Here is a 26752-nt window from a genome sequence, read left to right on the forward strand (position 1 = left end):
ATAAAATTTAAATAATATATAATGAAAACATATTATTATTTGCTTATACTTTTTTTCTTGTATGGCTGTGCAAATGAGAAAAAACAGAATGTAGAATATGTGAGTGCAACTTATGAGTTGCTGGATGATGAAATAGCAACTACCATGCCGGGAACCTTACGCGTAGCCGGTGATTTTTTGGTGTGGGAGGACCCTTTTGCGCGCGACTATTTTGTACATGTGCACGAAAAAGAGACCGGTCGTAAAGTGGGAGTGATGGGAAAGGTAGGAGAAGGTCCGCGTGAATTTATCACAGGAGGTATAAATGGCTCATGTATCGACAATTGTTTTTTTGCCGTGGATGCTAATGGAAAGACGCGTGGCTTCTTGTCTCTTGATAGCTTGTCGCAAAGTAAAGATGCGTTTATTCCTATGACGGAAGAGGAACGGTTATCGCGTCCTGCCATGGCTGAATATGCCAAGAATGTGTATATTGGAGTTGCGGATGCTGGTGCGGAACATTGTTTTGAAACTCTATTGCATGGTCAGGCTTCTTCATTTGGCAATTATCCCATTCCGCAGGTGAAACAATATTTAGGGGGAGAGAGAGGATATAATGCATCTCGTGGAGTATTTGTCTGTTCTTGTTATGATTTCCCTTATTTGGCATTGTATCAGCAGGGTGAGGATGAATTTTCATTTGTATGGGAATGGCGAACGGATGGTGACGAATACGAGATTCGGAACAATGAGGTGATTTTTGACCGCAGGGTAAAAGGTGTCCGGGGACTCTGCATGAGTAAGGATTTTATTATTACATTGCAACGAGACCGTAGAAAAGATGATACGGATGAATCTACAGTGGGAAGGGATGCAAGCAAATGTCCTCGTACAGTTTTCTTGTATGATTATGATGGAAATTTAGTGAAGATTGTTGATTTGGGTATTCCCGTAATGCGTATAGCATCTGAAGAACAGAGTAATACGTTGTATGCCATAGGGGTGAATCCGGATTTTGTCTTGGTGAAATATGAATTATAAGATAGGGCATTTAATCGTTATTTGCGTTGCACTACTTCTTTGTGTGGCTTGTGGGGAACAGCGTAATGCTGTGGCTGTCATCTATAAAGAACATTTTCCTATAGATACAATGCTTCCTATTAAGACATATCCGGCAGAAGAATTGGTACGTCCCGCTCGGATGAATAGAATCAACAATCGGGTGATTGCTTTTGGGGGATATGAAGAAGTAGGAATCTATGATTACCCCGATTTAAAATTCATAAAGAAAATGGTGCTTCCCGGTCGTTTTTCTGTTTCTCAAGGAAAAGATTGTTTGTATCTTGAATCGGGAGGAGAAGTGGATGCCTATACCTTGAAAAGTGATTCCTTGTGTAAAACATCTTCTTTTGTTATTGATAAAGTAAGTGAAAATATTGGGACGGTGCAAGAGTTGAATCCCGGGGTGTATATATATGCAGATAGGAGAAAACATCCGGGAGTGTCTGAATATCATGTGACAGATATTCAGACGGGAAGGAATGTCTCAGGGGGGAATTATCCGGAAAATGATATTCGTTTTAAGAATTTGGAAAGCTTTAAATCGGCTTATTATCATTATCTGATGATGAAACCGGATAGGAGTGCTTTTGTGGTTACTTACGCTTCTTTGAGACGTATCCGGATCTATGATCGGAATGAAAATTTGCGGCATGACGTCTTTCTGGAAGGTGGGCTGGGAAATTACAAGGTAGTTCCCGCTCGCCCTTCAGAGCAGTATTGGCATTTTAGTTGCCCGTTTGTAACGGATAGGTATATTTATTTGATAAATCCGAATCAGTTGGGTGCGGGGCCTTTGCTTCCGCATTGCAATTTGTTGGTTTTGGATTGGGAAGGGAATTTGGTCGCTAAATATCGTTTCAGTGTGCTTATCAATGATATATTTGTAGATGAAGAGAGAAATATTCTTTGTGGAAGTTGCTCTGATTATGAAAGTACACGATTCTTCAAGATGGATTTATTAGATAATTGATTGAAGGTAGTTTATAAATGATAACTTATGAAGAATTTTATAATAATAATCTTAGGTTTTGTGGTATTTGCTTCATGTGGAAAATCCAATAAAGACAAATCTTTTTCTTTGTTACAGAAATGGATAGGAAAAGAATTGAGTTTGCCTGCTAGGTCGGTTTTTACGATTCAAGGAAAAGATACGGTAGAATATCCCATTCAAAACACATATAAAATATTGACTTATATTGATTCTACGGGTTGTACCAGTTGTAAATTGAAACTTGCTGAATGGGAAAAGTTTATCACCGTAGTCGATTCTATACGACCTCATACGGTACAGTTCCTTTTTTTCTTGTGTCCTAAAAATGGAATGGAGATATATCAAACTTTACGGGTGGAAAGGTTTAAACATCCGATTTGTATTGATGAAGGAGACTACTTGAATAAGTTGAATCATTTTCCTGCTGATATGGCATTTCAAACTTTTTTGTTGGATAATGATAATAGAGTTGTAGCTATGGGTAATCCTATCCATAATTTGAAAGTAAGAGAGCTCTATTTGAAGATTATACAAGGCAGAGAAGTAAAATCTGATGATGAAGACAATGTTGTTCAAACAATTGTTGATGTGGATAAAGTTTCGACATCTATGGGGAATTTCGACTGGCAAAAAGAACAGAAGGTTACTTTTATCATGAAAAATGTAGGCGATAAACTGTTGGCAATAGAAGGGGTGGATACGTCTTGTGGCTGTATTTCTGTAGAGTACTCTAAAGAGCCGGTTCGTCCGGGAATGGATTTGAATTTGTCTATTATTTATAAGGCAGAACATCCTGAACATTTTAGTAAAACAGTAAGAATACATTGTAATTCGGAGTCATCTCCGATAATACTTACGGTTTCTGGTAATGCACAGTGAGTGTTTAAAAAAGTAAAAACGAAAATTAATAAGGTATGAGGAAATCTGTGTGGTTGTTTACATTATTGCTTCTTTGCTCTTGTGTGAACAACCATCGTTTGAGTAAAGCGCTTGAACTGGCTGGGAGTAATCGGGGCGAGTTAGAAAAGGTACTTATCCACTATAAAGATAGTGGGGAGAAATATAAAGCAGCTTGCTTTTTGATTGAGAATATGCCTAAATGTTACAGTTACAAAGGGTGGCTGATAGATACGTTGAGATATTGGAAAGCAACTACGGATTCTTTTGGTATCATTGATAGTAGTCAAGTAGCAAAATGGGAGAAATATCCGGCTTCGATGATGAATAAAGAGTATGATATTCATGTTATAACTGCTGATTATCTGATTCGTAATATAGATCAAGCCTTTGTGGTCTGGAAGAAAAGGCCTTGGAATAAAGATCTTTCCTTTGATGATTTCTGTGAATTGATTCTTCCTTATCGTATCGGTGATGAAACGCTTGAAGACTGGCGGAGTGTATACAGCGAGGAATTCTCGTTTTTATTGGACTCTGTTTATATAGGAACAGATGTAATGGAAGCCACGAAGGTTGTTATGGAGAACCTGAGGGAAAGGGGATTTCGGTTTAATAATGACTTTGATTCACCTCATATGGGTGCTCTTTTCCTATTGGAGCATCGGGCCGGAAAATGTGTGGACATGTGTGATTTTGGACTTTATGTTTTGCGCTCATTAGGAATTCCGGCCACAGCAGACGTGTATTTCTTTGAATCGGAATCCCGAATGGGCCATATCTGGGATGTAGTGAGAGATTCTTTGGGAAATTTTGTTAATATAAACTCTTTCCATGTGGCTAAATTTAAGTGGGACGTGGACGGAAGAAGGATAGGGAAGGTATTTCGCTATTGTTATGGTCTACAAAAAGAGAAACTGAAGTTTCTGAGTGTGAAAGATGAGATACCTCCCTTGTTCAGACATTGTTTTGTGAAGGATGTTTCTGAAGATTATTTTAAAGATGATTTGGTGTTGGATTTAAGTGATGTAGAAGACGACTATGTATATTTGGGAGTATTTCGTCCGCAAACGGCAGGAGAGGGAGTGGATATAGCTAAATTGAGGAAAGGAAAAGCGACTTTCAATAATATAGAGGCTAAAATGATATATATGCCTCTTGCTTATGAGAATTCAACCTATAAGCCCATAGGTTATCCCTTTTTCTTTGACGGTAAGGAGGCACATCCTTACATTCCTGATTTGTCTGTAAAGGATACTGTCGTTTTAAAAAGAAAAGCTGCTTTCTTTGACTGGATTAGATACTGTTTCAATATCATGGTAGGCAGTAAATTTGAGGTGTCAAATAGAAAAGATTTTTCAGGGAATGAACCATTTTATTGTATTTGCGATACCCCACATACCAACCGTACTTTTATACATTTGCCGGAACCGGTGAAAGGACGGTATGTTAGGTTCTCTACGCCAAAAGATATACGTATTGAATTGGCCGAGTTGTCTTTCAGTTATGATGGAGTGAAGGTGAATCCTCTGAAAATAGAAGGAGATGTTTCGGAAAATAAGTATCTTAAAATAGATAATATTATTGACGGTGACGTGCTTACTTACTATTTACCTAAAAAGGGAGGTGCTTCTATGGTGATTGATTTTGGTAAGGAGATATGTTTCAATGAATTGATGTATATGCCCAGAAATGATGATAATTTTGTCCGTATAGGCGATGTTTATGAGTTGTTTTATCATGGGGGAAAAGATGGATGGATTTCGTTGGGACAGAAAAAGGCTACCGATACTTTTTTGGTGTATGACAACATGCCTAGGGGCGCACTTTTTTATCTTCATGACATCACACGTGGCAAAGAGGAGCAAGTATTTCGGATTGAGAACGGAAAGCAGGTTTTCATATCAAATTTTGGGAAATGAGGTTTCGGAATAATTTATTCTTGCGTAAGTTGTTGGCTTGGGGCATTAATTTAGTCTATGGATTGTGTTTTGTGGCTCTTTGGGGACTGTTGGCTCAGTTGTTGCTTGTCACTTCCTTTAAGATTCCTTCTGATTCGATGGAACCTTCCTTGTTGGCAGGAGACTATATTCTGGTTGATAAGTGCTCAAAAGGAGCGAGGTTGTTCGATGTGTTTGCCGCATTGGAAAGGAAAGAGGTTAAGATTCATCGTATGCCCGGATGGAGGGAGTTCAAGAGGAATGATGTGCTTGTATTCAATTTTCCTTATCCGGGAAGTTGGGACAGCATTGCCTTTGATGTAATGTCATATTATGTAAAGCGTTGTATAGCAGTTCCGGGAGACACTTTGGAAATCAAGGACTGCCATTATAGGGTGAAAGGGCATGACGGATACTTGGGGAATACTGCTGCACAAGATAAATTGCAAAAATTACTTGACTCCGAGGAATTTGTGAATAGGGGAATAGTGGTTGAAAGTTATCCTTTTGATAAAGAACTGGGCTGGAGCATTGCCGAATTTGGACCATTGTACATACCGGCTAAAGGAAGTGTAGTAGAGATGGATTCACTGAACCGGATGCTTTATAGAAATCTGATAGAATGGGAACAGAAGGAGAAACTGACGTTCAGGAGGGATACTGTATTGTTAGGAGACAGTGTTATAAGCAGATACTGTTTCCGTGAGAATTATTATTTCGTATCCGGTGACAAGATGGAGAACTCGAAAGACTCACGCTATTGGGGATTGTTGCCTGAACCTTTTATTGTAGGCAGGGCTCTACGCATTTGGAAATCGAAGGATGATATGTCAGGAAGTATAAAATGGGAACGGGTATGGAAGAAAATAGAATAAGGCAAATAAAGGCTGTCGTTACTTGGACTGTGCTTTGGATGGCTGTTCTGGTTTTATTGTCAATGGTATGCGTAGCTTCTTCAGGGTTACTTCCTGCTGAAACTGTCGGGCAGTGGGTCTGGTTCGACAAGGCGTCCTTCTTGTTGGCTGGATGTATTCTATCGGCGCTTATCTTTAAGTCTAAAGGGGATTTTATAAGTTTGGATTCTGTGATTTCCTGGGTATTGGTTGTGTTGGGAGGATCTGAAGCTATTTTAGGGTTGCGCCAACTCTATGGCTTTGCAACTTCCGGTCACTCTATGTACGCCTTGACGGGTTCTTTCTTCAATCCGGGACCTTATTCGGGCTATTTGGCTATGATACTTCCGGTATGTTTGTATCAATGGCTGGTTTGTGGCAGGAGGGGGGGACGTGTTGTTGCCGGTGGTGTGATGCTGCTTATCCTTTGTGTGCTTCCGGCAGGAATGAGCCGTTCGGCATGGTTGGCGGCAGGAGTTTCCTGTCTGTGTGTATATGCTTGGCATATGGATTGGACGGATAAGTTCAGATTATTATGGCAGCAGCAAAGGCAGCGTGTGGTGATGGTAGTGGTCGGTGGATTCTGTGTCTTGCTATTGGCGGGCTATTTACTGTTTGTCTTGAAACCCGATTCTGCACGTGGCCGTCTTTTCATGTGGAAGATAACTTGTCGTGCCATTGCAGAAAAGCCGTTGACCGGATATGGGATTCATAATTTCGCAGCAGCCTATGGAAATGCGCAGGAAACTTATTTTGCAGCAGGTGATTATGAACCGTGGGAGGAACGTGTGGCGGGAAGTCCGGAATATGCATTCAATGAATATCTGCAGGCTGCGGTCGAACTGGGCATTCCTTTGGCGGTATGTCTATTGGTTGTGGTCGTGCTGTGTTTGTATAGGGGAGTCCGTAAAGGACGTTATGGTATCTGTGGGGCTATTCTTTCTTTGATGATATTCTCTTTTTCCTCCTATCCGCTACAACTTCCGGTATTTATCGTTACATTTGGAGGATTGCTTGTGGCGTGCTTGTCCGGTGCCGACCGTTGGCAATGGTTGGGGCTGGCTGTATCAGTAGGCATCATTGGCGGTTTTCGCCTGAAGAATGACTTGCAAGTGGAGCAGGCCTGTCGGGAGTGGATGAATGCGCGGGTGCTGTATAATGCAGGTGCGTATCAATCGGCAGAGAAAGAGTACGGGCGCCTTTATCCTCTGTTGAGGGACCGGGCATCTTTCTTGTTCGAATATGGGCATGGATTGCACAAGCAGCAGCAGTTCAGTAAATCCAACCGTATTTTGAAAGAAGCTTTACAGCGTAGTTGTGACCCCATGATACTGAATGTGATAGGCAAGAACTATCAGCAGATGGGTGATTGCTTGTCAGCGGAAGACTGGTTTATCCGTTCCACCCATCGTTTGCCGGGACGTATTTATCCCTATTATCTGCTTGCGAAGCTTTATGCGGAACCAAGCTTCAGGCAACCGGACAAGTTTGAAAAAATGAAGTGGATGGTATTGACGAAAGAGCCGAAAGTGCATTCTACGGCAATACGACAGATGAGGGAGGAAATAAAAAAGATTCAGCTTATTTTTGTCCATATTAAAAAAGATGAATAAAAACGGAAAGTGTTAATAATGAGTGAACTAATTGCTAAAGTGCTATGAAAAAAGTGTCCACATGCAAATATCGGTTCGTTTTTTTGAAACGATTAATTTTATCAATTTATAATTGAGTATGAATATGAAGACACAGAACTATCGATACCTGCTATGCATGGCCGTTGCCCTGCTTGCCGCCTGCTCCGATGCCGGAAAGGGAAAAGAGTCCGAGGAAGGGGTGGCAACCGTCCTGCCAAGTGAAAGCAATGAAGTGACCGTGAAAGTCCTGAAGCGGGCGACCTTTGAGCATGAACTGGTGAGCAACGGAAAAGTAACCGCCGGTGCCATGGCGGATTTGCGTTTTGAGACCACCGGTGTAGTGGCACACATCTACGTGAAGAACGGTGACCCGGTGCGCAAAGGGCAGAAACTTGCCGAACTGGATAAGTTCCGCCTGAAGAACAAGACCGCGCAGGCCAAGGATGCCTTGGAAAAAGCGGAACTTGAGCTGCAGGATGTATTGATAGGGCAAGGCTATCCGGTGGGGGATGCCTCCAAAGTACCTGCTGACATCATGAAGCTGGCCCGCGTGAGGAGCGGTTACGACCAGAGCCTCGCCCAGTATGAGCTTGCCGCGTATGAAGAGGAACACGCCACGCTGGTTGCGCCTTTTGACGGGGTAGTGGCGAACCTGTTCTCCAAACCGTTCAACGAGGCAAGTACCTCGGAAGCCTTCTGCTCCATTATCGGCACTCAAGGTATGGAGGTGGACTTCACGGTGCTGGAAAGCGAACTGCCGTTGATAAAGAGTGGCGACAAGGTGATTGTTACCCCTTATTCGGATGCCGGTTCCAGACAGGAGGGGCGCATCACCCAAATCAATCCTCTGGTGGATGACAAGGGGATGGTTAAGGTGAAGGCTACCGTCAATGGCAAGGGACGGCTGTTCAGTGGGATGAACGTGAGGGTGAACGTGCACCGCTCTCTGGGCGGACAGCTTGTAATCCCGAAGAGTGCCGTGGTGTTGCGTTCGGGCAAGCAGGTGGTGTTTACCCTGAAAGACGGAAAGGCGCAGTGGAACTATGTGCAGACCGGTCTGGAGAATGCGGAAAGCTATAGTATGGCCGACGATGCCCTGAAAGAGGGCGATACGGTCATTGTGACGGGAAATGTGAATCTGGCACATGAAGCACCGGTGAAGGTGGTTGATAGATAATGAGTGATAAGTGGTAATTCAAAATTCATAGTTCAATTGATAAAGTTTTTGATACAGCGGCCTATTGCCGTACTGATGGCATTTACAGCATGCTTCATTGTCGGGCTGGTGACTTACTTCACCTTGCCGGTATCCTTGCTGCCCGATATTGCCATCCCGGAAATTACAGTGCAGGTGTCGGCGCAGAATACCTCGGCGCGTGAATTAGAGAATACGGTGGTGAAACCTCTGCGGCAGCAGCTCATCCAGGTGGCGAAACTGAAGGACATGGACAGCGAGACGCGCGATGGTGCAGGCATCATCCGCCTGGGCTTCGACTTCGGTACGAATACCGACCTTGCCTTCATAGAAGTGAACGAGAAGATTGACGCCGCCATGAACTATCTGCCCAAGGATGCCGAACGCCCGAAGGTGATAAAGGCAAGTGCGACGGACATTCCTGTCTTCTACCTCAATCTGACCCTAAAAAACGACAGTGCATACGGCAAGGTGGACGAACGCGCGTTTCTTGATTTGTGCGAGTTTGCCGAAAATGTCATAAAGCGTCGCATCGAGCAGTTGGCGGAAGTGGCAATGGTGGATGTCACGGGTTTGGTCGAACGCCAGTTACAGATTGTGCCCGACCCGGATAAGCTTGCTGTGTTGGGGTTCTCCATTGAAGACATAGAAAACGTGCTGGCGCAAAACAACGTGGAGCCGGGCAGCATGACTGTGCGCGACGGCTACTACGAATACAACATTAAGTTCTCCACCCTGCTGCGGACAGAGGAGGACGTGAAGGGCATCCTGCTGCGCAAGGAAGGACGTATCATCCGCTTGGGAGACTTCTGCCGGGTAGAGATTGTTCCTGCCAAGGAGAAAGGTGTCTCCATGAGCAATGGCAAGCGTGCCGTTACCCTTGCCGTCATCAAGCAGGTGGACGAGAATATGGAAGACATGAAGCTTGCCATCAACAGTACGATGGACTACTTCAAGAAAGTATATCCCGACATTGATTTTAGCATCAGCCGTAACCAGACGGAGTTGCTGGACTATACCATCTCCAATCTTCAGCAAAATTTGTCGTTGGGTTTCCTGTTCATCTGCATTGTGGCGGTACTCTTCTTGGGTGACATCAAATCACCGTTCATCATCGGATTGAGTATGGTGGTATCTATTGTCATCTGCTTCCTGTTCTTCTACTTGTTCAAGATGTCACTCAATATCATTTCTTTGTCGGGATTAATCCTGGCGTTGGGTATGATGATTGACAGTAGTATCATTGTGACGGAGAACATTTCGCAGTATCGCGAACGGGGCTATTCGTTGCGGCGGGCTTGCGTGACGGGAACGAGTGAGGTGATTACGCCCATGCTGAGTTCGTCGCTGACCACTATTGCCGTATTTGTGCCGCTGATATTCATGAGCGGCATTGCAGGGGCGTTGTTCTACGACCAGGCATTCTCTGTTACGGTAGGGTTGCTGGTTTCCTACTTCACGGGCATCATGCTGCTGCCAGTCCTCTATATGCTGGTCTACCGGATGGGGTTGCGCGGCAGGTCGTGGTTCTCCCGCATCCGCATCAACAATCCGTTGAAGGAACATACGCTGGACCGTTTTTATGATGCGGGCATCGACTGGGTATTTTCCCACAAGACGGTAAGTATCATATTCTGTGTAGTTTCTGTTCCTCTTTGTGTCTTTCTGTTCTATTCCATAGCCAAGGAGCGTATGCCGCAGATAGACCAGAATGAACTGATAGTCCATGTGGAATGGAACGAAAATATACATGTGGACGAGAACCGGCATCGTGTGAATGTGCTGTTCGGACAGTTGTTGGACAAGACTGTGGAACAGACGGCTGCCATAGGCCAGCAGGACTATCTGCTGAACCGTGAGCAGGCTCTCTCTTCTTCGGAGGCAGAATTGTATTTCAAGACTTCCTCGCCTGACGGGATTGCTCCCTTGCAGAAGCAGGCGGGCGAGTGGTTGACACGGGAATATCCGTTGGCGACAGTCTCCTTTTCTCCACCCGAAACCGTGTTCGAGAAGCTTTTCGTGACCGGGGAGGCCGATGTGGTGGCGGGACTTTATGCCCGCAATAAGGAGAAGGCGCCGGCGGCGGAAGAATTGCGCGGACTGGAACAACAGTTTGCGGAGCTTACGGGGACAGCGCCCGTAGGTATCGCTTTCGAGAACCAGCTTGACATAAGCATCCTGCAGGAAAAGCTGTTGCTCTATGACGTTTCGTATGACGAGCTTTACCGTACGCTGCGGACAGCGTTCAAGGAGAACAGCGTAGCTATGCTCCATTCCTACCAGCAATACCTGCCTATCAGCATTGTGGGCGAGGAGCGGACAGTGAATGAGGTGCTGCAGCAGACATTGATACAGACCCGTCCGGACAGTAAGGGCGAAGTGGAGTATATTCCGCTTCGGGAGCTGGTAAAGGTGCGTCCGGCTGAGGACTTGAAAACGATTACGGCAGGACGCAACGGTGAATATATACCGTTCCGTTTCTATGAAGTGGACGATGCTCCGGAGTTGATGGAAAAGGTGAAGCGGGAGGCAGATGCCACGGGTGACTGGGATACGGCCTTCTCCGGCAGTTTCTTCTCCAACCGCCAGATGCTGGACGAGTTGGTGGTGATTCTTTTCATCTCTGTCCTGCTGATGTATTTCATTCTTGCCGCCCAGTTCGAAAGCTTCGTGCAGCCGCTCATCGTGCTGCTGGAAATTCCGATAGATGTGGCGTTTGCCCTGCTTCTGTTGTGGATATGCGGGCATACCCTGAACCTGATGTCCGCCATCGGACTGATTGTGACGTGCGGTATCATCATCAACGACTCCATCCTGAAGCTGGATGCCATTAATGAATTACGGAGGGCTGGTATGCCGTTGCTCGAGGCCATCCACGAGGCGGGGCGCAGAAGGCTCCGGCCCATCATCATGACATCGCTCACCACCATTTTCGCTATGGTTCCGCTGCTGTTCTCGTTCGACATGGGCTCGGAGCTGCAGAAGCCGCTTTCCATAGCGATGATTGGGGCGATGTTCGTGGGGACACTGGTCAGTCTGTTCATCATCCCGTTGATATATTGGTTTATTTATAGAAAAGAAAGAGCATGAAGAAATTAAGTCTTATACTTTTGTTCAGTCTGGGAGCCCTTTCCGCTTTTGCCCAACAGCGGATAACGCTCGATTTGCAGCAGACCATTGCCCTGGCGAATGACAGTTCGCTGGAAGCCTTCCGCACCAAGAACATGTATCTGGCCGGTTATTGGGAATACCGCACCTATAAGGCAAACCGCCTTCCCAGCCTGACGCTGAACATGACTCCGGCACAGTACAACCGCGATATCACCAAGCGTTACGACTCCGAACAGGACCTTGACATCTATCGCAGCCAGCAATCCTTCTATGCATACGGCAATCTTGCCGTCAGACAGAATTTCGACTTGACGGGCGGTACGTTCTATCTGGATACGGAGCTGGGCTATATGCGGAGCTTCGGTGGAAACAAGTATACCCAGTTCACCAGTGTTCCGGTTCGTTTGGGCTACTCGCAGAGTCTGGTCGGTTACAATCCTTTCCGTTGGGAACGCAGGATTGAGCCGCTGAAGTACGAAAAGGTGAAGAAGGAGTATATTTACAATGCAGAGCGAGTATCCGAGCAGGCCACTACCTATTTCTTTGCGCTTGCCATGGCACAGGCGGAATATGACTTGGCCAAGGACAATGCCGTCTCCACCGATACCCTCTACCGCATCGGCATGCAGCGCTTGAAAATAGCCGCCATCAGCCGTGCCGACCTGCTGACGCTGAAACTCGACGTGGTGAACGCCCGCAATACTTTGCAGAATGCCGCCAGTGCCTTGAAGCGCGCCATGTTTTCGTTGGCATCTTTTCTGAATATGGAGAAGAACACGGATATCAGGGTGTCGCTTCCGGGACGTCCGAGGGCGCTGACCATACCGGTTGATGAGGCTTTGCTGGCCGCTCAAGCCAACAATCCGGAATTTCTGGGGCTTCGTCAGGAAGTGCTGGAAGCCGAGCAGACAGTAGACAAGACGAAGAAGGAATCGCGCTTCAACGCCAGCATCAACGCCAGCGTCGGCTTCAACCAGGTGGCAGAGAAATTCGGTGAAGCATACAGGCATCCCATGCAGCAGGAGATGGTGTCGGTCAGTGTCTCCATTCCACTGGTGGACTGGGGCGTGAGGAAAGGCAAATACAACATGGCGAGGAACAATCTGAACGTGGTGAAGACTTCTGCCCGGCAGAGTGAAATCAGCATTGAGGAGGAGGTTATCATGACCGTCAGCGACTTCAACGTCCAGCAAGCCCTCGTCGCCAGTGCCGAAGAGGCCCTCGACCTTGCCATCCTGGCGTATAACGAAACCCGCCAGCGCTTCATTATCGGCAAGGCAGACATCAACAGCCTGACCCTCTCGCTGAACCGCCAGCAGGAAGCGCAACGCAATTACATCTCCGCCTTGCAGGACTACTGGCTGAATTATTACAAGATACGGAAACTGACGTTGCACGACTTTGCCAGCGGATTTTCGCTGTCGGAAAAATTTGATTATAATAACTGATGAAACGAGTTTCTTCCTTCACCGTCATAGTGGCGTTTGTCTGCCTTGCTTTGGTAGGGGTGGCGTTGATACCGCTGCTCCCCGTCAAGCTGAATCCGTCACGCAGCCTGCCCGGCTTCACGGTGGGTTTCAGCATGCCTGGCACTTCGTCGCGGGTGGTGGAGATGGAAGTGACCAGCAAGCTGGAATCCATGCTGGCGCGTATCCGCGGAGTGAAGCGGCTGAACTCCACCTCGGGCAACGGCTACGGCAACATTACTGTGGAGCTGGACAAGCATGCCGATGTCGAGGTAGTCCGCTTCGAAGCTTCCACCATCATCCGGCAGACGTGGCCCCAATTGCCCGAAGGTGTCAGCTATCCCACCATTCACATGAAAGTGCCCGACGAGAACGCCTCACGCCCTTTCATGTCCTTCACACTGAATGCCCCTTCCACTCCGATATTGATTCAGCAGTATGCCGAGGAGCATATCAAGCCGCGGCTGGCAAATATTCCGGGTATCTATAAGGTGGAACTCAGCGGTGCCACGCCCATGGAGTGGAGACTGGAATATGACAGTGAACAGTTGCGCTTGCTGGGTGTGACCCTATCGGACATCAGCGAGGCAGTACAGCGGCATTACCGGAAGGAATTTCTGGGTACGCACAATGTGGATACAGGTAACGGTAGCCGGGAATGGATACGCCTGGCACTGGTGCCGGAGAGCAACTCCCTTGGTTTTAATCCTGCTGCCATCACCGTGACGGCTACCGACGGGAAACTGCTCCGCTTGGACGAACTGGTGTCGGCTGTCCGTATGGAGGAGGAGCCGCAAAGCTATTACCGCATCAATGGGCTGAATTCCGTCTATCTATCCATTACTGCGGAAGAAACTGCCAACCAGTTGCAACTGAACCGTGCCGTGATGGACGAGATGGAAGCTGTTCGGCAGGTACTTCCTGTCGGATATGAAGTGCATACCAGCTATGATGCGACCGAGTACATACGGGAAGAACTGGACAAGATTTACTTCCGTACCGGTTTGACGGTACTCATCCTGCTTGTATTCGTATGGCTCATTACTCGTAAGTTGAAATATCTTTTTCTGATAGTTACCAGCCTGGCTGTAAATATAGCGGTGGCACTTATCTTCTACTACCTCTTCGGACTTGAGATGCAGCTTTATTCGCTGGCGGGTATCACTGTCTCGCTGAATCTGGTGATAGACAGTACCATTGTCATGACCGACCACATTCTGCACCGGCGTAATCTCAAGGCCTTCCTGTCGGTGTTGGCGGCAACCCTCACTACGATGGGTGCGCTTGTTATCATTTTCTTCCTTGACGAGAGGATACGGCTCAACCTGCAGGACTTTGCAGCGGTAGTGATCATCAATCTGGCTGTTTCCTTGATGGTGGCATTGTTCTTTGTTCCGTCGATGATTGAGAAGATAGGACTGGTGAGGCGGATTACGGGGAAGAAAAGGCGTCTTGTCTTGCCGGGGCTGACGCAAACATTCAAAACAAGGTTGGGACGGATTTTCAGACGTTTCCCCGTTTATTTCTCCTGCTGCTACTCTGCTCTCATCCGTTTTCTGTGCCGTTGGCGCTGGGCTGTATGCCTGCTGTTGCTGTTGGGTTTCGGTCTGCCTGTTTTTCTGTTGCCCGACAAACTGGAAGGAGGGGGAAAATGGGAAGCTGCTTACAATAAGGTATTCGGTTCGGATACCTATAAGGAGTCGGTGAAACCCGTTGTGGACAAGGCGCTGGGCGGCAGCTTGCGGCTTTTCATACAGAAGGTGTACGAAGGCAGTTACTTCACCCGTAATGAGGAGGTGGTGCTCTATGCCAACGCCAACCTTCCCAATGGCAGCACCCTCGAGCAGATGAACACTTTGATGAAACGTATGGAGACCTACCTCAGCCGGTTCAAGGAAATCAGGCAGTTTCATACTTCCATCTACAGCCCCCGGCGTGCCAGTATGCAGATTTATTTCAAGAAGGAAGCCCGGAACAGCGGTTTTCCCTATACACTGAAAGCCAATATGATAAGCAAGGCACTGGAACTGGGAGGCGGCAGCTGGGGCATCTACGGATTGCAGGACCAGGGGTTCAGTAATGACGTCCGCGAGAGTGCCGGCTCCTACCGCATCAGGATGTACGGCTACAACTACGACGAACTCTATGAGTGGGCGGAGAAGCTGAAGGCCAAGCTGCTGACGCACCGGCGTATCAAGGAAGTGCTCATCAATTCGGAGTTCTCCTGGTGGAAGGATGACTATCAGGAATTCTACTTCAACCTGAACAAGGAGCGCATGGCGCAAGAGGGCATCGACGCGCAAGTGCTTTTCTCTGCGGTGCGCCCCATCTTTGGCAAGAATCTGGAGATTGGCTCGGTAGCGGCCGAGCAGGGAACGGAGAAAATCAAGCTCTCTTCCCGCCAGTCTGCCGAATATGACATCTGGGCGATGCAGTTCTTCCCCTATGGAGTAGGAAACGGCAAGCATTACAAGCTTTCCGAACTGACTACTGTGGAAAAGGGACAGATGCCGCAGGAGATTGCCAAAGAAAACCAGCAGTACCGCCTCTGCCTGCAATACGAATATATCGGCTCCAATGAGATGGGCAACAAGATACAGAAACGTGTCCTGGAGGAGTTCAACAAACTGTTGCCGATGGGTTATACAGCCGAGTCGGACAGCAACAGTTGGTCATGGGGCGAGAAGGACAACCGCCAATACCTGCTTCTGCTGGTGGTGATAGCCATCATCTTCTTTACGACCAGCGTTCTGTTCAACTCCCTGAAGCAGCCGCTTGCCATCATCTTTGTGATTCCGGTTTCTTATATCGGGGTATTTCTTACTTTCTATTGGTTCCGGCTGAACTTCGACCAGGGCGGTTTTGCCTCGTTCGTCCTGCTGTGCGGCATCACGGTGAATGCCAGCATCTATATCCTGAACGAGTACAACAGCATCCGACGTCGTTTCCCCCGTCTTTCCGCTCTTCGTGCCTACGTCAAGGCGTGGAATGCGAAGGTCGTTCCTATTTTCCTCACGGTAGTTTCTACCATTCTGGGATTTATCCCTTTCATGATAGGTGAGGACAAGGAAGCTTTCTGGTTTCCATTGGCGGCGGGTACCATTGGCGGACTGGTGATGTCCGTCATCGGTATCTTCTTTTTCTTGCCGGTTTTTGTGCTGAAACAGCGTGATTTTCTTAGGAAATGATTACTTTTGCTCGATTTTGTTACCTGAATGGATACTTGAATTTTAAATATGGAAAGTGCGGAGTACTCTTTGGATGAGTTATTATGTCAGTCTCTTCTGTTGTTTCGTCAGTATCGGTTTTATGATGCTCCAGAATGTGGAGAAAAGGCATTCCGGATATTGGAGGAAGCCCATGTATGGATGGGGCGTACGCAAGAGTGTGTGGATATGGCGAAATGGGGGTGCGTGATAGAGTGTCTTGCGCAGAAATACTACATAGAAGATGATACGGATGCGATTCTGGAAGAAATTGATGCTGCCTTGGTTGCGCATTGGAAGAGGATAGAGAAAATCCATGCAGAAGTCACCACCGTTTATTTATGGCTGGGGTACTATTTCCTGCTACGTTTCAGAAACCGGGAATCCCGTTCCCATTCCCGTTGTAAACAGATAATGTCCAGCTTGTTGTGTGCTTTGGTCGAAATCTTCCGTAAGGTGGAGAAGGGGGGAGCCCCGACAGAAGTCTTGTCACATCTTTCGGTAGATGTTTGGGGAGAGACCGTCTGCTGGATGGAGCAGGTACATGATTCCCGTCTTTGCGAGAAGCAGTCGTCAGCTTTGCTGGCACAACTCTATAACCTGAAAAGTGTGGAGTTGGAAAAAGGTCTGGGAAAGCAGGATGCTTTGCTCCAGCAGATTCTGGAGTTTTATTGCTTTTAAGGGAAAATTATCTCTGCTTAGTTTTATCATTTCTGCTTCCACACTTCCACCTACTTCCTGCATCCCTTTATTCATCGGCATTACAAGTGCTGTGGAAGCAACTCAAAAAGGTGGAAGCAACTTTTGCTTCCACAGCGGAAATACGCCGAAAAGTAAGTTAATATCTTGTTTGTTAGTGTATTAATAGAATGTACAGCATTTTGCAAATATCTTGTTTACACGATATGCGTTTCGTGTAAACACGGTATTAACTTCGTAAAAGACCGTTTACCGATAGACTGCAGCTGGGCTCATAATAGGAATAAGATAGGTGCACAGTATGGGGAAACTATGAGTATAATAGGTGTTCAACGGTTATGAAGCACCTTGTTGACGGTCGTTAGTCGAGTGGTTGACGGCCGTTGGCAGAGCGCATCACGGCCGATAGGCGCTGATAACTCCGTACAGAAAATGGAAAGGAAGCCTATGTAAGGGGAAACAAGCTCTGAGCTATTTGTTTTGTTTGTCACATTTATCTTGTTTTTGTACATTGTTGAAGCGGTTTTTTGTATCTTTGAAGGGAGAGGCCGTAAAAAAGCTTATTCTCATCCAAAGTTTAATTATATATACATGGATTATGAAGCGATGTATAGTACTGTTCATAACATTCTGCTGTGCAGTTGTTTCTAATGCGCAGACAAATGGCATTGTGACTGATGGGGAAAAAGGATTGCCGTTGGCTGGTGTGAATATTTATCTCCAAAAGGATTCTGTGTATACGCAATGATAATCTGGTAAAGAACATGTTCATATGAAAAAACTGTTATATCTTGGGCTTTTGTCCGTTTGTGTACTGTTAGGTTCTTGCGTAGAGAAGAACGTATCCAATGTTTTTGATAAGGTAGAGAGGTATATGGATGTATATCCTGACAGTGCATTACTGCTGTTGGAGCAAATTCCTCATCCGGAGAAGCTTCGTGGAAAGCAGCGGGCAGACTATGTGCTGCTGTTGACACAAGCCCGTGATAAGAACTATCTGGATAGCATGCAGTCGGATTCGTTGATAAAGTTGGCGGTAGATTATTATAAGAATGGGGGTGATAACGTGAAAGCGGGGAAGGCATTGTTTTATTATGGCAAAGTGATGGATTTGCAGGGGAATGATACGCTGGCTATGCAAGCCTATTTGAATGCTTTGGCTAAATTGGAGAAAACGGAAGAGTATAAGCTACAAGGCTTGGCATATGAGTATATCGGTATTTTGAATGCAGATAGAAAGCTACACAAAGATGCTCTTGATAATTATCAAAGTTCGGTATATTGTTTTCAAAAGGCAGCCGATACTTTAGGGGTTATATATGCTTATCGGGATATTGCTCGTATTTATTATGTAGAACAACAATATGACAGTGTTTATAACTACATCAATAGGGCTTTGTCCTTGTGTGAAGAAAAGAAAGGATGTATCGATTTTGAACGAGTAACTCCTTCTTTGTTACAAGTAAAAGGAATTGCAAAAAGAAATGAGGGAGATTTGGAAAATGCAATAATCTTGTTGAAAACTGCGGTAGAGACTGAACAAGATAGGCATTCTATGCATCACTGTTCAATGTCATTGGGGAACATTTATTTAAATCAAAATAAGTTGGATGAGGCAAAAAGATATTTTACTTTAGCTTTGAAATCAGAAAGGCCTCGTACTCTGGCAGGGGCATACCACTATTTGTATCTGTTGGAAAAGAGGCAGAAAAAGTATGCAATGGCTCTCTATTTCAAAGAGAAGTCTGATTCGTTGTTGTCCGTTGACCTGGATGCTAAACAAGCATCTCAAATTTTGACTTTGCAACGTAAATATGAAAAAGGAAAGCTTCTTTTAGAAAAGCAACAAGTTGAACACGAAAAGAAAATACAGTTTTATTTTGGGATGGTAATCGTTTTATTTATTATCCTATTATGTCTTGTTTTGTATTTTCTTTTAAGAAAAAGATACAAAGAGATGTTCCGGAAAAATATGCAAGTAATAAAGGAGAATGAGTGCATGATTAAACGATATGTTTATGAACTTGATGTGTTGAAACAAAAAACAGGTGAAACAGCGGAAACAAATAGAGAGAAGGTTGGTAAATTGAATCAAAAGATTTTGCTGTTGGAGAGTGAGAATAAAAAAATACGTGAAAATGTATGTGTAAATGGTGTTTATCTCTTGGATCAATTGAAGAAGGAAAAGCTGATTGTGAAGAATATGACCAAACAAGAGAAAGAACAGCTCCTTGAATACATGGATTTGATATATGGTAATTTGATTTCTCGGTTAAAGAAAGATTTTAAATTAACGAGTGGTAACCTGATATTGATAGCTTTGCTTAAAGTTGGTTTCACTACCACTGAGTTGATGTTTACTTTTGACTGCGAGATGAATTCTATTTTTACGAAAAAACGGAGATTGAGGGAGAGCTTAAATTTGGATACTACTGATAAATTGGAAGAATTTATAACTCTTTATTAGAAGAACTTCTTGCTTTTCGTCCACTAACTTAGTAGCTTTTTTTTAGTATTTTCTTGATATATAGTTTGTTATTCTCTTTTGTGTTGTCCACTTGTACTTTCCCTAAGAAGTGATTAAATGGCTATCTTTGTTACATTCAAAACTAAAGATACTATGAAATCATTTTTTATTTTGTTAAGTTTATACTGCTTCTTTGTGGTAAATGTAGTGAATGGAAAGTCAGTAACTTTTCCTTCAAGAGTAGAAATCATCATGGATGAGGATTTTGATTTACCGGATGGTCCGGGGAATGGTCACCGTTCTATTCCTCCAGTGACTCCTTTTTTAGCATTTTTGAATGATGACCACTCCATTGACTTGGAGTTCTATCAATCTATAGGTGAGATTGAAATTGTAATTTCTCAGAATGGGGATGTTGTTTACTCTTCTACTGAGAATATTGACTCTCCAATATTGAGAAAAGTACAATTACAGAAAGGCTTAGTTGGTGATTTTTTACTTGAGATAAAAGGTTTGGATGGAGCTTATGCATTCGGTAGATTTACTATTCATTAATAATGGCTATATAGCACTATGAAACAAATCTCATTTTGCATCACTTGTATGAATCGGCTTAAACATTTACAAGAAACTTTGGAGAAGAATATTCTTGATAATTTCTTAGTAGATGAGGTCGAGTTTGTTGTGCTGGATTATAATTCGCAAGATGGATTAGAAGAATGGATTGCTCAATCTATGATGAAATATATTGAGATGGGTATTCTTGTCTATTATAGGACTACTGAACCAGCTTATTATCGACGCAGCCATAGCAGGAATATGGTTTTCAGATTGGCAGAAGGAGAAGTAGTATGCAATTTGGATGCAGATAATTACTTAGGTAGAGGGTTTGCAGAGTTTATGTTAAAAGAATTTAACAATAAAGAGCGTCTATTTTATACGAGTAATCTTTGTTATCGTGATGTTTTCGGAAGGGGCTGCTTGGAAAGAAAGGAGTTCGTTGAGGCGAGAGGATACAATGAAGTGTTTGTAGGATATGGTTTGGAAGATGTTGAATTTTTCAATCGTTTGTTGTGTAGAGGGCTTGTGCAGGAAATTTTTAATCAGAAGGAATTTTATAATGTTTTGATGCATGCAGATGAAGAGCGGATAGCACAAGAGTTTTTGTTGAAGAAGTTGCAGAGTGTCTATCTGGATTATATAAATCCCTACTCTACGAGAGTATTGATGTTGTATAAAGGACAACGTTTTGGCATAGGAGTGATACAGAACAATATTGCAATGAATTATAATCATCCGGATGAATCAGACATGCTAAAACAATGTATAGGGGATAAATATCGACTTGTGATAAAAGGAGAATGGAAAGAAGGAATATGGGATGAGATGGAGAACGGAATTCGACTGAATTTTAAAGATGAGGAAATGATACTTAGAAACAAATCTAATTGTTTGTATGATTTTAATCATCAATATTATAAAGTTAAAGATGCGAATCTGATAGTGGTAATTGTCATGGGTGTAACAGAGGCTATAAACTATCTGAAGATGAAAAAAATGGATAATGATTGTAAAACGGTAAATCCGAATGGGTTCGGACAAGGGATTGTATATCGGAATTTTGATTATACTAATAAAATACTCTTGGCATAATATGAAACAGAATTATACGTTGATGGGAGGAAAAGCGTGGTGTTGTTTTTCTGTTTTTTATTCTCGAAAAGCGTGGGGAAGCCTCTTGACTGAGGTTGTCTCATTCTATCGTGAGTTCCAAAGTTTGTTTCATTATTTTGTGGCTTATTTCTCTGAACAACAAGGAGAACATATCAAAGTCACTTTTTCGTTTGATATTGAGAATATGGTTGAAATACAGGAAAGGGTCGATACTCATTTTTTACTTTTCTTGAATCAAAATCCGTCAGTCCATCCTAAACAGTTCCCTTTCGGAGAAGATTTGTGGTGCTTTTATCCTAACAATTCTTTGGTCTGGAATCAGTATAAGATACAATATCCGGATTTAGATTTATTGCTGGATAAACAATTTACACTTTGCCTTTCCGGATTTTTGAGTGATACTTATGTGGGAGGCAAAAAGCAAATGGAGGGAGAGAACTTTAATTTGCTGGAGCAAATACAACAAAAAGTGTTTACAGAACAAAATGGGATTAGGCTTGCCAAATGGGGATGTTTGATAGAATGTTTAGCTCAAAAGTCTTTGATAGAGATGGATGTGGATGAACAACTTACAGATGTGGATGAATTCTTGATAGCTTTGTGGCAAGAGATGAAAGTGCCTTATATGGGTACATTTCAGTTCTTATTGTGGGTAGGAGATTATTTTCTATTTCGTTTCTATGACGAGAATTCTTTGTTTCGCTCTCGGACTTCTTGGATGTTGGAGCAAATAGTATTAGGTGTTGAACGGTTTTTCTGTCAGTTTGAGTATAGAGTGAGGTATGTTGAACCATTGTTTTTATTTCCAGTTGATGTTTGGCGAGATTTAGGTGAATGGTTACTGTGTGTGGAGAAAGTTTGTATATGTGAGTCGGTAAAAAATGTATTAGCTAAGTTATATGCTTTACCTGAAATGGAGTTTTTGTTACATTGTAATTTCCCAAAGAATACTTTGCGTTGGAAATATCGTGAAATAATATTTGTGGATAAATAATAGAGATAGTTTTATGCTATACATAAATTGAATGTTTAATTAAAATTTTGATGACAATGAAAAAGTTAGGTAAGATTAAATTGGATCAGCTTAATAAAGCTGAACTCAGTGAAAAGGAGTTGAATCGCCTTTTGGGAGGAGAAAACTGTTGTTTGTGTGCTTGCGCTGGACCGTCTGGACCGGTTGACAACTTTAATGCAAATGTTGCAGGTAGTCTGTACTCTCCATCGTGGACTGGCGGTACTCATGGATCACATAGCATGTAGGAATAGTAGTAAATAATACAAGTTTGATGTTTTTTATTCTTGCCTTGTTTATAGGAGAATAAAAATTGTATTTTGCAACTGTTTGAATTGTGAAGTAAGTAATTTGTACCGTTATTTTGGAAGTAGTGGAAGTGCATGATATGTGTGTTTTCTACTACTTTCAGAATGAGGTATATTGATGATTGTATTTATGAAAAATTGTTTTTTACTGATAGCTATTGCTTCATTCTTATTAGGATGTAGTGGCAATAAAAAGGAGAATACTTTGCAAGATGAAGAGGGTACTCCAGTTATTAATCTATCATCAGACAATGTGTCTAAGGTTGCTTTACTACCATTGAGCGAAGCTGCTGCGAAAGTGGAGATTGTTTCGTTGGAGGTGACGGACGAATCTCTAATAGGAGAAATTACTAAAATGAAGGTGACTGATTCTGACATCTGGGTGAAACATTATAAAGACAATCATGTCCTCCGATTTTCACGTTCCGGAAAGTTCTTGAATAAGGTAGGCAAAGTTGGACAAGGACCGGAAGAATATATCAGAATGGCTGATTTCTTCGTGGACGAGAACACCAAAGAAGTATATATCCAGACGACAATAGTTGGAGTTAAAGTCTATGATTATGAAGGCAATTATAAGCGGACAGCTGCAAAAACATCTCCGGATGATGTATTTATGACAATGTATTTCCAATTTGCATTGTATGATAACAAGTTCTTTATAGCTCAAAATCTGGCATTTATCAATAAACCGACACCAAAAGATTCGGTATGGTCTTTTGCATGGGTTGATAGTACTTACCAGAAAAAAAAGATATTCAAAAATCCGGCACATATCGGGCGTGAAGAGGAAATTATGAAGAACGGAATTAATTTCCAGCAGTTTGTTAACTATTGGTTAGAACCTTTTACCAGTATAGATACCTATGGCAATCAGTTGACCTTGAAATATCCGGATACCGATACGATTTATCGTTATGACAGCCCTGCGAATGAGTTGGTACCTCAATATATCATTTCAACCCATGAAGAAAAAGGTGATTATGGGGCGACTCATGTTTGGTTTAGGGAAAGAAGCGCTTTCGATTATTTTTCCATATATTCTTATTATCCGAGTAAGGATAATATCTATCTGTTGTGCAGTAAGGGGGAAACCATTTATACTTATTGTTATGGCAAACAGACTGGAAAAGTGAAAGTAAAAGAGCGAAAATCCGAGATTACGGAACGAATGCTGGGTAATCACACCCTTCGTAGGCTGGAAGGTGCTAAGTACTTTATCTTGGATAATGATTTGTGTGGAGGGTCGTTCCATGTAGATTATCGTTCACAAGGAAAGTATTGGATAGATGTACTTATTCCGAACAGTGAAGACAACTGGATAGATATAGACGAGATGAGAACTTCTGACGTAAAGGATGAATCTCTAAAAGCAAAATTCATCCATACTTTGGAGAATGTAGAGGAAGAGAGTAATCCGATATTGGTAATTGCTACATTAAAATAGTAAATGATGGATAAGTCTTTTTTGATAACTACTGGGAATCAGCATCAATATGTATATTCGGATGCTTTGTGCTATTTTCTTTATGTGCCGGAAGAAATGGCAACTGTAATGGAACATATGGATGCATCACTTGTTGATAGAACAAATTATTACGAACGTAAACTGAAATTTCTGAAAGAACATTGTTTTTTTGAAAAGAGAGGGGTAACATTTCAAACAGATTATAGTGAAGAATTGGTAAAACGAAACCTTGCAGGGTTGCGGCAATTATTGATTGAAGTAACTGATAGGTGTAATTTGGAATGTAAGTATTGTGGTTATGGTGAATTTTATTCTAATTATGACCGGCGAGAAACAGGTGACCAGGCTTTTGAAAACGTAAAACTATTGGTAGATTATTTGACTAAACTATGGTGTTCTGATTATAATGTTTCTCATAAAAATGAGATTACAATTGGATTTTATGGCGGAGAACCTCTGCTGAATATGAAACTGGTGAAGGAAACAATTGCCTATATTGAGAGTTTGAATTTGCCTTCTTTGATTTTTAATTACAATACAACCACGAATGCTATGCTACTGGACCGGTATATGGACTATTTGGTGGAAAAGAATTTTAGTATTCTGATTAGTTTGGACGGGAATGAGGTGCAATCTGCTTATCGGGTAGATAAGCATGGAAATTCGTCTTTCTCACGTGTAGTCAGAAACGTAAAGAAACTGCAAGAAACCTATCCGGATTATTTTGAAAAGAAAGTAAATTTCAACTCTGTATTGCATAACTTGAATTCTGTTGCAGAATGTTATTATTCCATCAAAGAACTGTTTGGGAAGAATCCTCGTATGGCGCAGCTAAATACTACTGGGCTTATTCCGGAACGTGTTGAAGAGTTTTCTAAAATGTTTAATGATAGAGTGAGGAGCTTTGATGAAGCAGTGCAACACGAGGATTTGAAGTATACTTTCATTAAGGATGGCAGCCGTTCCGTGAGCTATCATTCGATGTTGATGCGATATGGTGGTAATCGTTATGCTACTTATTTGGATTTGTTTGATACGGGGTGGGAAGACCGATACATTCCCACAGGCACTTGTCGCCCTTTTGAACGCAAATTATTTTTGACAGTTCGTGGAAAAATTCTTCCATGCGAAAAGATTGGACAAGAACATGCTATTGGATATCTGAAGGATGGAAAACTGAATTTGGACTGTGCAGCTGTAGCTAAATATTATAGTTCGATGTACGAAAAGGTAGTAAAAAGCTGTCGACACTGTTATTTAAAAAGGAGCTGCGGTCAGTGCTTGTTTTTGTTGAAGGAAAAGAATGGGCAATTGATATGTCCCGGCATACAAACGGATGCTAAGTTGAAAGAGGAGTTTGGGATTTTTTTAACGTATGCTGAGAATTATCCGAATCATTATGAGGAGTTGTTATCTTCTATTGTAGTCGATTAATTGAAAAAGGAGTAAATGCAATGAATTATTTATTTTATTTGGAGCCTTATGCGTTTTTGTTGCGTAGTAATGACAAAACAGTAGTTTATAATACTCTGAATGCAACTTATTTGATTTGTCCTGATTATCCGATTGTACAGTTGATTATTGAACAGTGGCAAAATCCGACGAATGGGTATAGTGTTTTGTTGGATAAGGAAATGATGGAAAACGAAGTTGTAAGACATTTTGTTGAGGCTGTAAGAGAATTGTTTTCGGGTGATTGTATAGAATATGACGGGAAATTTCCTAAGCCTTATATCTTTCAGCCAACTTTGTTCTTGAATTCAGATATACGTGTCAAAGATGAGGAAAAAAAAGCCTCTTTGGGAAATCGTGTTATGGAAAACCTTAATGAAGTAAATCTGTATTTACCGGCAACGTGTGAGTTGGAGTGTCCGGCTTGTACTTCTTACTTCCATCAAATAAATCACTGTACTGTTCACTCCGGTGATGGACTGAAAACAGACGATTATCGTCGATTAATACGCCAATTCTTGATGAATGGCATTAAACGGATTAATATATTTGCAGGAGGAAATCCGAATAAAAATAGCTATGTTAGGCAATTGCTTCCTGACATGGAAAAATCAAAGGTAGATGTGCATTTGTATTTGGATAATACATTCTTGTGTAGTGAATATGAAGAATTGGTGCAACAGACCAAATGTGTTTTAGAAGTTTTAGTCCATGCTGAAGGTTTTGGTAATCAGCTGACTGAAGATATGCAGAAGTTCCCGTACGATAGAGTGAAGTGGAATTTGATAGTATCCAATGAATCTGATATGGAACGTATAGAAAAAATGGAGATACCTGCAGAAACGGTAGTTCAAATAAAACCTTTTTATACAGCGGAAAATAAAGATTTCTTTAGAGAGTATGTCTACTTGGAAATGCAAGATATATTGGCTGCCCCTATTGATAGAAAAACGATATTTAGGCATCGGACTTTGAATGATAATTTTTTCGGTAAGTTAACAATTTATCCTTCGGGAGAAGTCTATGCCAATGTGAATTGCAGTGTATTAGGAAATATACAAGATTCATCTTTAAAGGAACTTCTCTATAAAGAAATAACAGAAGGAAATGCTTGGCTTAGAATTAGAGGCAATGAAAAACCTTGTAACCAATGTGTTAATAGGGATTTATGTCCCTCTATCTCTAATTATGAGCTGGTGATAGGAAAAAACAATTTATGTAATATCACTAGTGTCCACTAAAAATTTTTTGGTCACTAGTCGGTTAAAAATTAAATAAATTCGATTCACTTGAATCATTTA

General features: G+C 42.9%; 19 protein-coding genes. All 19 read left to right on the plus strand.

The window, feature by feature from the left end; translation table 11 throughout:
• The first annotated feature begins 99 nt into the window (after positions 1–99).
• The 19 genes from ABUA47_RS03620 (at position 100) to ABUA47_RS03710 (ending at position 26692) form a co-directional block, all read left to right on the plus strand.
• Positions 100–1020, plus strand: coding sequence for a hypothetical protein (locus tag ABUA47_RS03620; protein ID WP_133303865.1), 921 nt, complete (start codon positions 100–102; stop codon positions 1018–1020).
• Positions 1010–2011 (plus strand): hypothetical protein, encoded by a 1002-nt coding sequence (locus ABUA47_RS03625; protein ID WP_133303866.1) that lies wholly within the window; start codon positions 1010–1012, stop codon positions 2009–2011. Before ABUA47_RS03620 ends, ABUA47_RS03625 begins: the two co-directional genes overlap by 11 nt.
• 27 nt (positions 2012–2038) lie before the next feature.
• On the plus strand, positions 2039–2911 hold the full coding sequence (locus ABUA47_RS03630; protein WP_117703465.1) for a DUF1573 domain-containing protein: 873 nt from the start codon (positions 2039–2041) through the stop codon (positions 2909–2911).
• Positions 2912–2946: 35 nt separating this feature from the next.
• Positions 2947–4848: a hypothetical protein gene (locus tag ABUA47_RS03635; protein ID WP_035450051.1), complete on the plus strand. Its 1902-nt coding sequence runs from the start codon at positions 2947–2949 to the stop codon at positions 4846–4848.
• A complete protein-coding gene (lepB, locus tag ABUA47_RS03640) occupies positions 4845–5741 on the plus strand; it encodes a signal peptidase I (RefSeq protein WP_035450049.1) in 897 nt (298 codons plus the stop codon). Before ABUA47_RS03635 ends, lepB begins: the two co-directional genes overlap by 4 nt.
• On the plus strand, positions 5723–7372 hold the full coding sequence (locus ABUA47_RS03645; RefSeq protein WP_035450074.1) for an O-antigen ligase family protein: 1650 nt from the start codon (positions 5723–5725) through the stop codon (positions 7370–7372). Before lepB ends, ABUA47_RS03645 begins: the two co-directional genes overlap by 19 nt.
• Positions 7373–7496: 124 nt before the next feature.
• Positions 7497–8570 (plus strand): efflux RND transporter periplasmic adaptor subunit, encoded by a 1074-nt coding sequence (locus ABUA47_RS03650; protein ID WP_034525355.1) that lies wholly within the window; start codon positions 7497–7499, stop codon positions 8568–8570.
• Positions 8571–8606: 36 nt separating this feature from the next.
• Entirely contained in the window at positions 8607–11678 is a 3072-nt protein-coding gene (locus tag ABUA47_RS03655; RefSeq protein ID WP_035450047.1) for an efflux RND transporter permease subunit, read from the plus strand.
• Positions 11675–13147: a TolC family protein gene (locus tag ABUA47_RS03660; RefSeq protein WP_005823863.1), complete on the plus strand. Its 1473-nt coding sequence runs from the start codon at positions 11675–11677 to the stop codon at positions 13145–13147. The genes ABUA47_RS03655 and ABUA47_RS03660 overlap by 4 nt, the downstream gene beginning before the upstream one ends.
• Positions 13147–16353 (plus strand): efflux RND transporter permease subunit, encoded by a 3207-nt coding sequence (locus ABUA47_RS03665; RefSeq protein ID WP_035450045.1) that lies wholly within the window; start codon positions 13147–13149, stop codon positions 16351–16353. Before ABUA47_RS03660 ends, ABUA47_RS03665 begins: the two co-directional genes overlap by 1 nt.
• Before the next feature lie 48 nt (positions 16354–16401).
• Positions 16402–17052, plus strand: a complete 651-nt coding sequence (locus tag ABUA47_RS03670) for a hypothetical protein (RefSeq protein WP_008665573.1) — start codon at positions 16402–16404, stop codon at positions 17050–17052.
• Between the two features lie 790 nt (positions 17053–17842).
• Positions 17843–19537, plus strand: a complete 1695-nt coding sequence (locus ABUA47_RS03675) for a tetratricopeptide repeat protein (RefSeq protein WP_035450039.1) — start codon at positions 17843–17845, stop codon at positions 19535–19537.
• Between the two features lie 117 nt (positions 19538–19654).
• The gene (locus tag ABUA47_RS03680) at positions 19655–20092 is read left to right on the plus strand and encodes a DUF3244 domain-containing protein (RefSeq protein WP_005823851.1); all 438 of its coding nucleotides are present in this window, start codon (positions 19655–19657) and stop codon (positions 20090–20092) included.
• An 18-nt stretch (positions 20093–20110) separates the two neighbouring features.
• Positions 20111–21190 carry a glycosyltransferase gene (locus tag ABUA47_RS03685; protein WP_035450037.1) on the plus strand — a complete coding sequence of 360 codons (1080 nt, stop codon included), beginning with the start codon at positions 20111–20113 and terminating at the stop codon, positions 21188–21190.
• Position 21191: 1 nt separating this feature from the next.
• A complete protein-coding gene (locus ABUA47_RS03690; RefSeq protein ID WP_034528836.1) occupies positions 21192–22205 on the plus strand; it encodes a hypothetical protein in 1014 nt (337 codons plus the stop codon).
• A 56-nt stretch (positions 22206–22261) separates the two neighbouring features.
• Complete coding sequence (locus ABUA47_RS03695; RefSeq protein WP_005835287.1) at positions 22262–22471, plus strand: TIGR04149 family rSAM-modified RiPP; 210 nt, start codon at positions 22262–22264, stop codon at positions 22469–22471.
• A 190-nt stretch (positions 22472–22661) separates the two neighbouring features.
• Positions 22662–23978, plus strand: coding sequence for a 6-bladed beta-propeller (locus ABUA47_RS03700; RefSeq protein WP_009037127.1), 1317 nt, complete (start codon positions 22662–22664; stop codon positions 23976–23978).
• Between the two features lie 3 nt (positions 23979–23981).
• Positions 23982–25433, plus strand: coding sequence for a radical SAM peptide maturase (locus ABUA47_RS03705; protein ID WP_009037126.1), 1452 nt, complete (start codon positions 23982–23984; stop codon positions 25431–25433).
• A gap of 20 nt (positions 25434–25453) precedes the next feature.
• Positions 25454–26692 (plus strand): TIGR04150 pseudo-rSAM protein, encoded by a 1239-nt coding sequence (locus tag ABUA47_RS03710; protein WP_035450035.1) that lies wholly within the window; start codon positions 25454–25456, stop codon positions 26690–26692.
• The last annotated feature ends 60 nt before the right edge of the window (positions 26693–26752 follow it).

The sequence above is a fragment of the Bacteroides sp. RTP31139st1_H2_RTP31139_211217 genome, assembly GCF_040227615.1.
GTDB classification, from domain to species: domain Bacteria; phylum Bacteroidota; class Bacteroidia; order Bacteroidales; family Bacteroidaceae; genus Bacteroides; species Bacteroides uniformis.

Excerpts from the sequence above, each read along its gene's own strand:
- ABUA47_RS03625 (WP_133303866.1), top strand. The coding sequence starts at position 1,010 with ATGAATTATAAGATAGGGCATTTAATCGTTATTTGCGTTGCACTACTT.
- ABUA47_RS03630 (WP_117703465.1), top strand. The coding sequence starts at position 2,039 with ATGAAGAATTTTATAATAATAATCTTAGGTTTTGTGGTATTTGCTTCA.
- ABUA47_RS03635 (WP_035450051.1), top strand. The coding sequence starts at position 2,947 with ATGAGGAAATCTGTGTGGTTGTTTACATTATTGCTTCTTTGCTCTTGT.
- lepB (WP_035450049.1), top strand. The coding sequence starts at position 4,845 with ATGAGGTTTCGGAATAATTTATTCTTGCGTAAGTTGTTGGCTTGGGGC.
- ABUA47_RS03645 (WP_035450074.1), top strand. The coding sequence starts at position 5,723 with ATGGAAGAAAATAGAATAAGGCAAATAAAGGCTGTCGTTACTTGGACT.
- ABUA47_RS03650 (WP_034525355.1), top strand. The coding sequence starts at position 7,497 with ATGAAGACACAGAACTATCGATACCTGCTATGCATGGCCGTTGCCCTG.
- ABUA47_RS03660 (WP_005823863.1), top strand. The coding sequence starts at position 11,675 with ATGAAGAAATTAAGTCTTATACTTTTGTTCAGTCTGGGAGCCCTTTCC.
- ABUA47_RS03665 (WP_035450045.1), top strand. The coding sequence starts at position 13,147 with ATGAAACGAGTTTCTTCCTTCACCGTCATAGTGGCGTTTGTCTGCCTT.
- ABUA47_RS03670 (WP_008665573.1), top strand. The coding sequence starts at position 16,402 with ATGGAAAGTGCGGAGTACTCTTTGGATGAGTTATTATGTCAGTCTCTT.
- ABUA47_RS03675 (WP_035450039.1), top strand. The coding sequence starts at position 17,843 with ATGAAAAAACTGTTATATCTTGGGCTTTTGTCCGTTTGTGTACTGTTA.
- ABUA47_RS03680 (WP_005823851.1), top strand. The coding sequence starts at position 19,655 with ATGGCTATCTTTGTTACATTCAAAACTAAAGATACTATGAAATCATTT.
- ABUA47_RS03685 (WP_035450037.1), top strand. The coding sequence starts at position 20,111 with ATGAAACAAATCTCATTTTGCATCACTTGTATGAATCGGCTTAAACAT.
- ABUA47_RS03690 (WP_034528836.1), top strand. The coding sequence starts at position 21,192 with ATGAAACAGAATTATACGTTGATGGGAGGAAAAGCGTGGTGTTGTTTT.
- ABUA47_RS03695 (WP_005835287.1), top strand. The coding sequence starts at position 22,262 with ATGAAAAAGTTAGGTAAGATTAAATTGGATCAGCTTAATAAAGCTGAA.
- ABUA47_RS03700 (WP_009037127.1), top strand. The coding sequence starts at position 22,662 with ATGAAAAATTGTTTTTTACTGATAGCTATTGCTTCATTCTTATTAGGA.
- ABUA47_RS03705 (WP_009037126.1), top strand. The coding sequence starts at position 23,982 with ATGATGGATAAGTCTTTTTTGATAACTACTGGGAATCAGCATCAATAT.
- ABUA47_RS03710 (WP_035450035.1), top strand. The coding sequence starts at position 25,454 with ATGAATTATTTATTTTATTTGGAGCCTTATGCGTTTTTGTTGCGTAGT.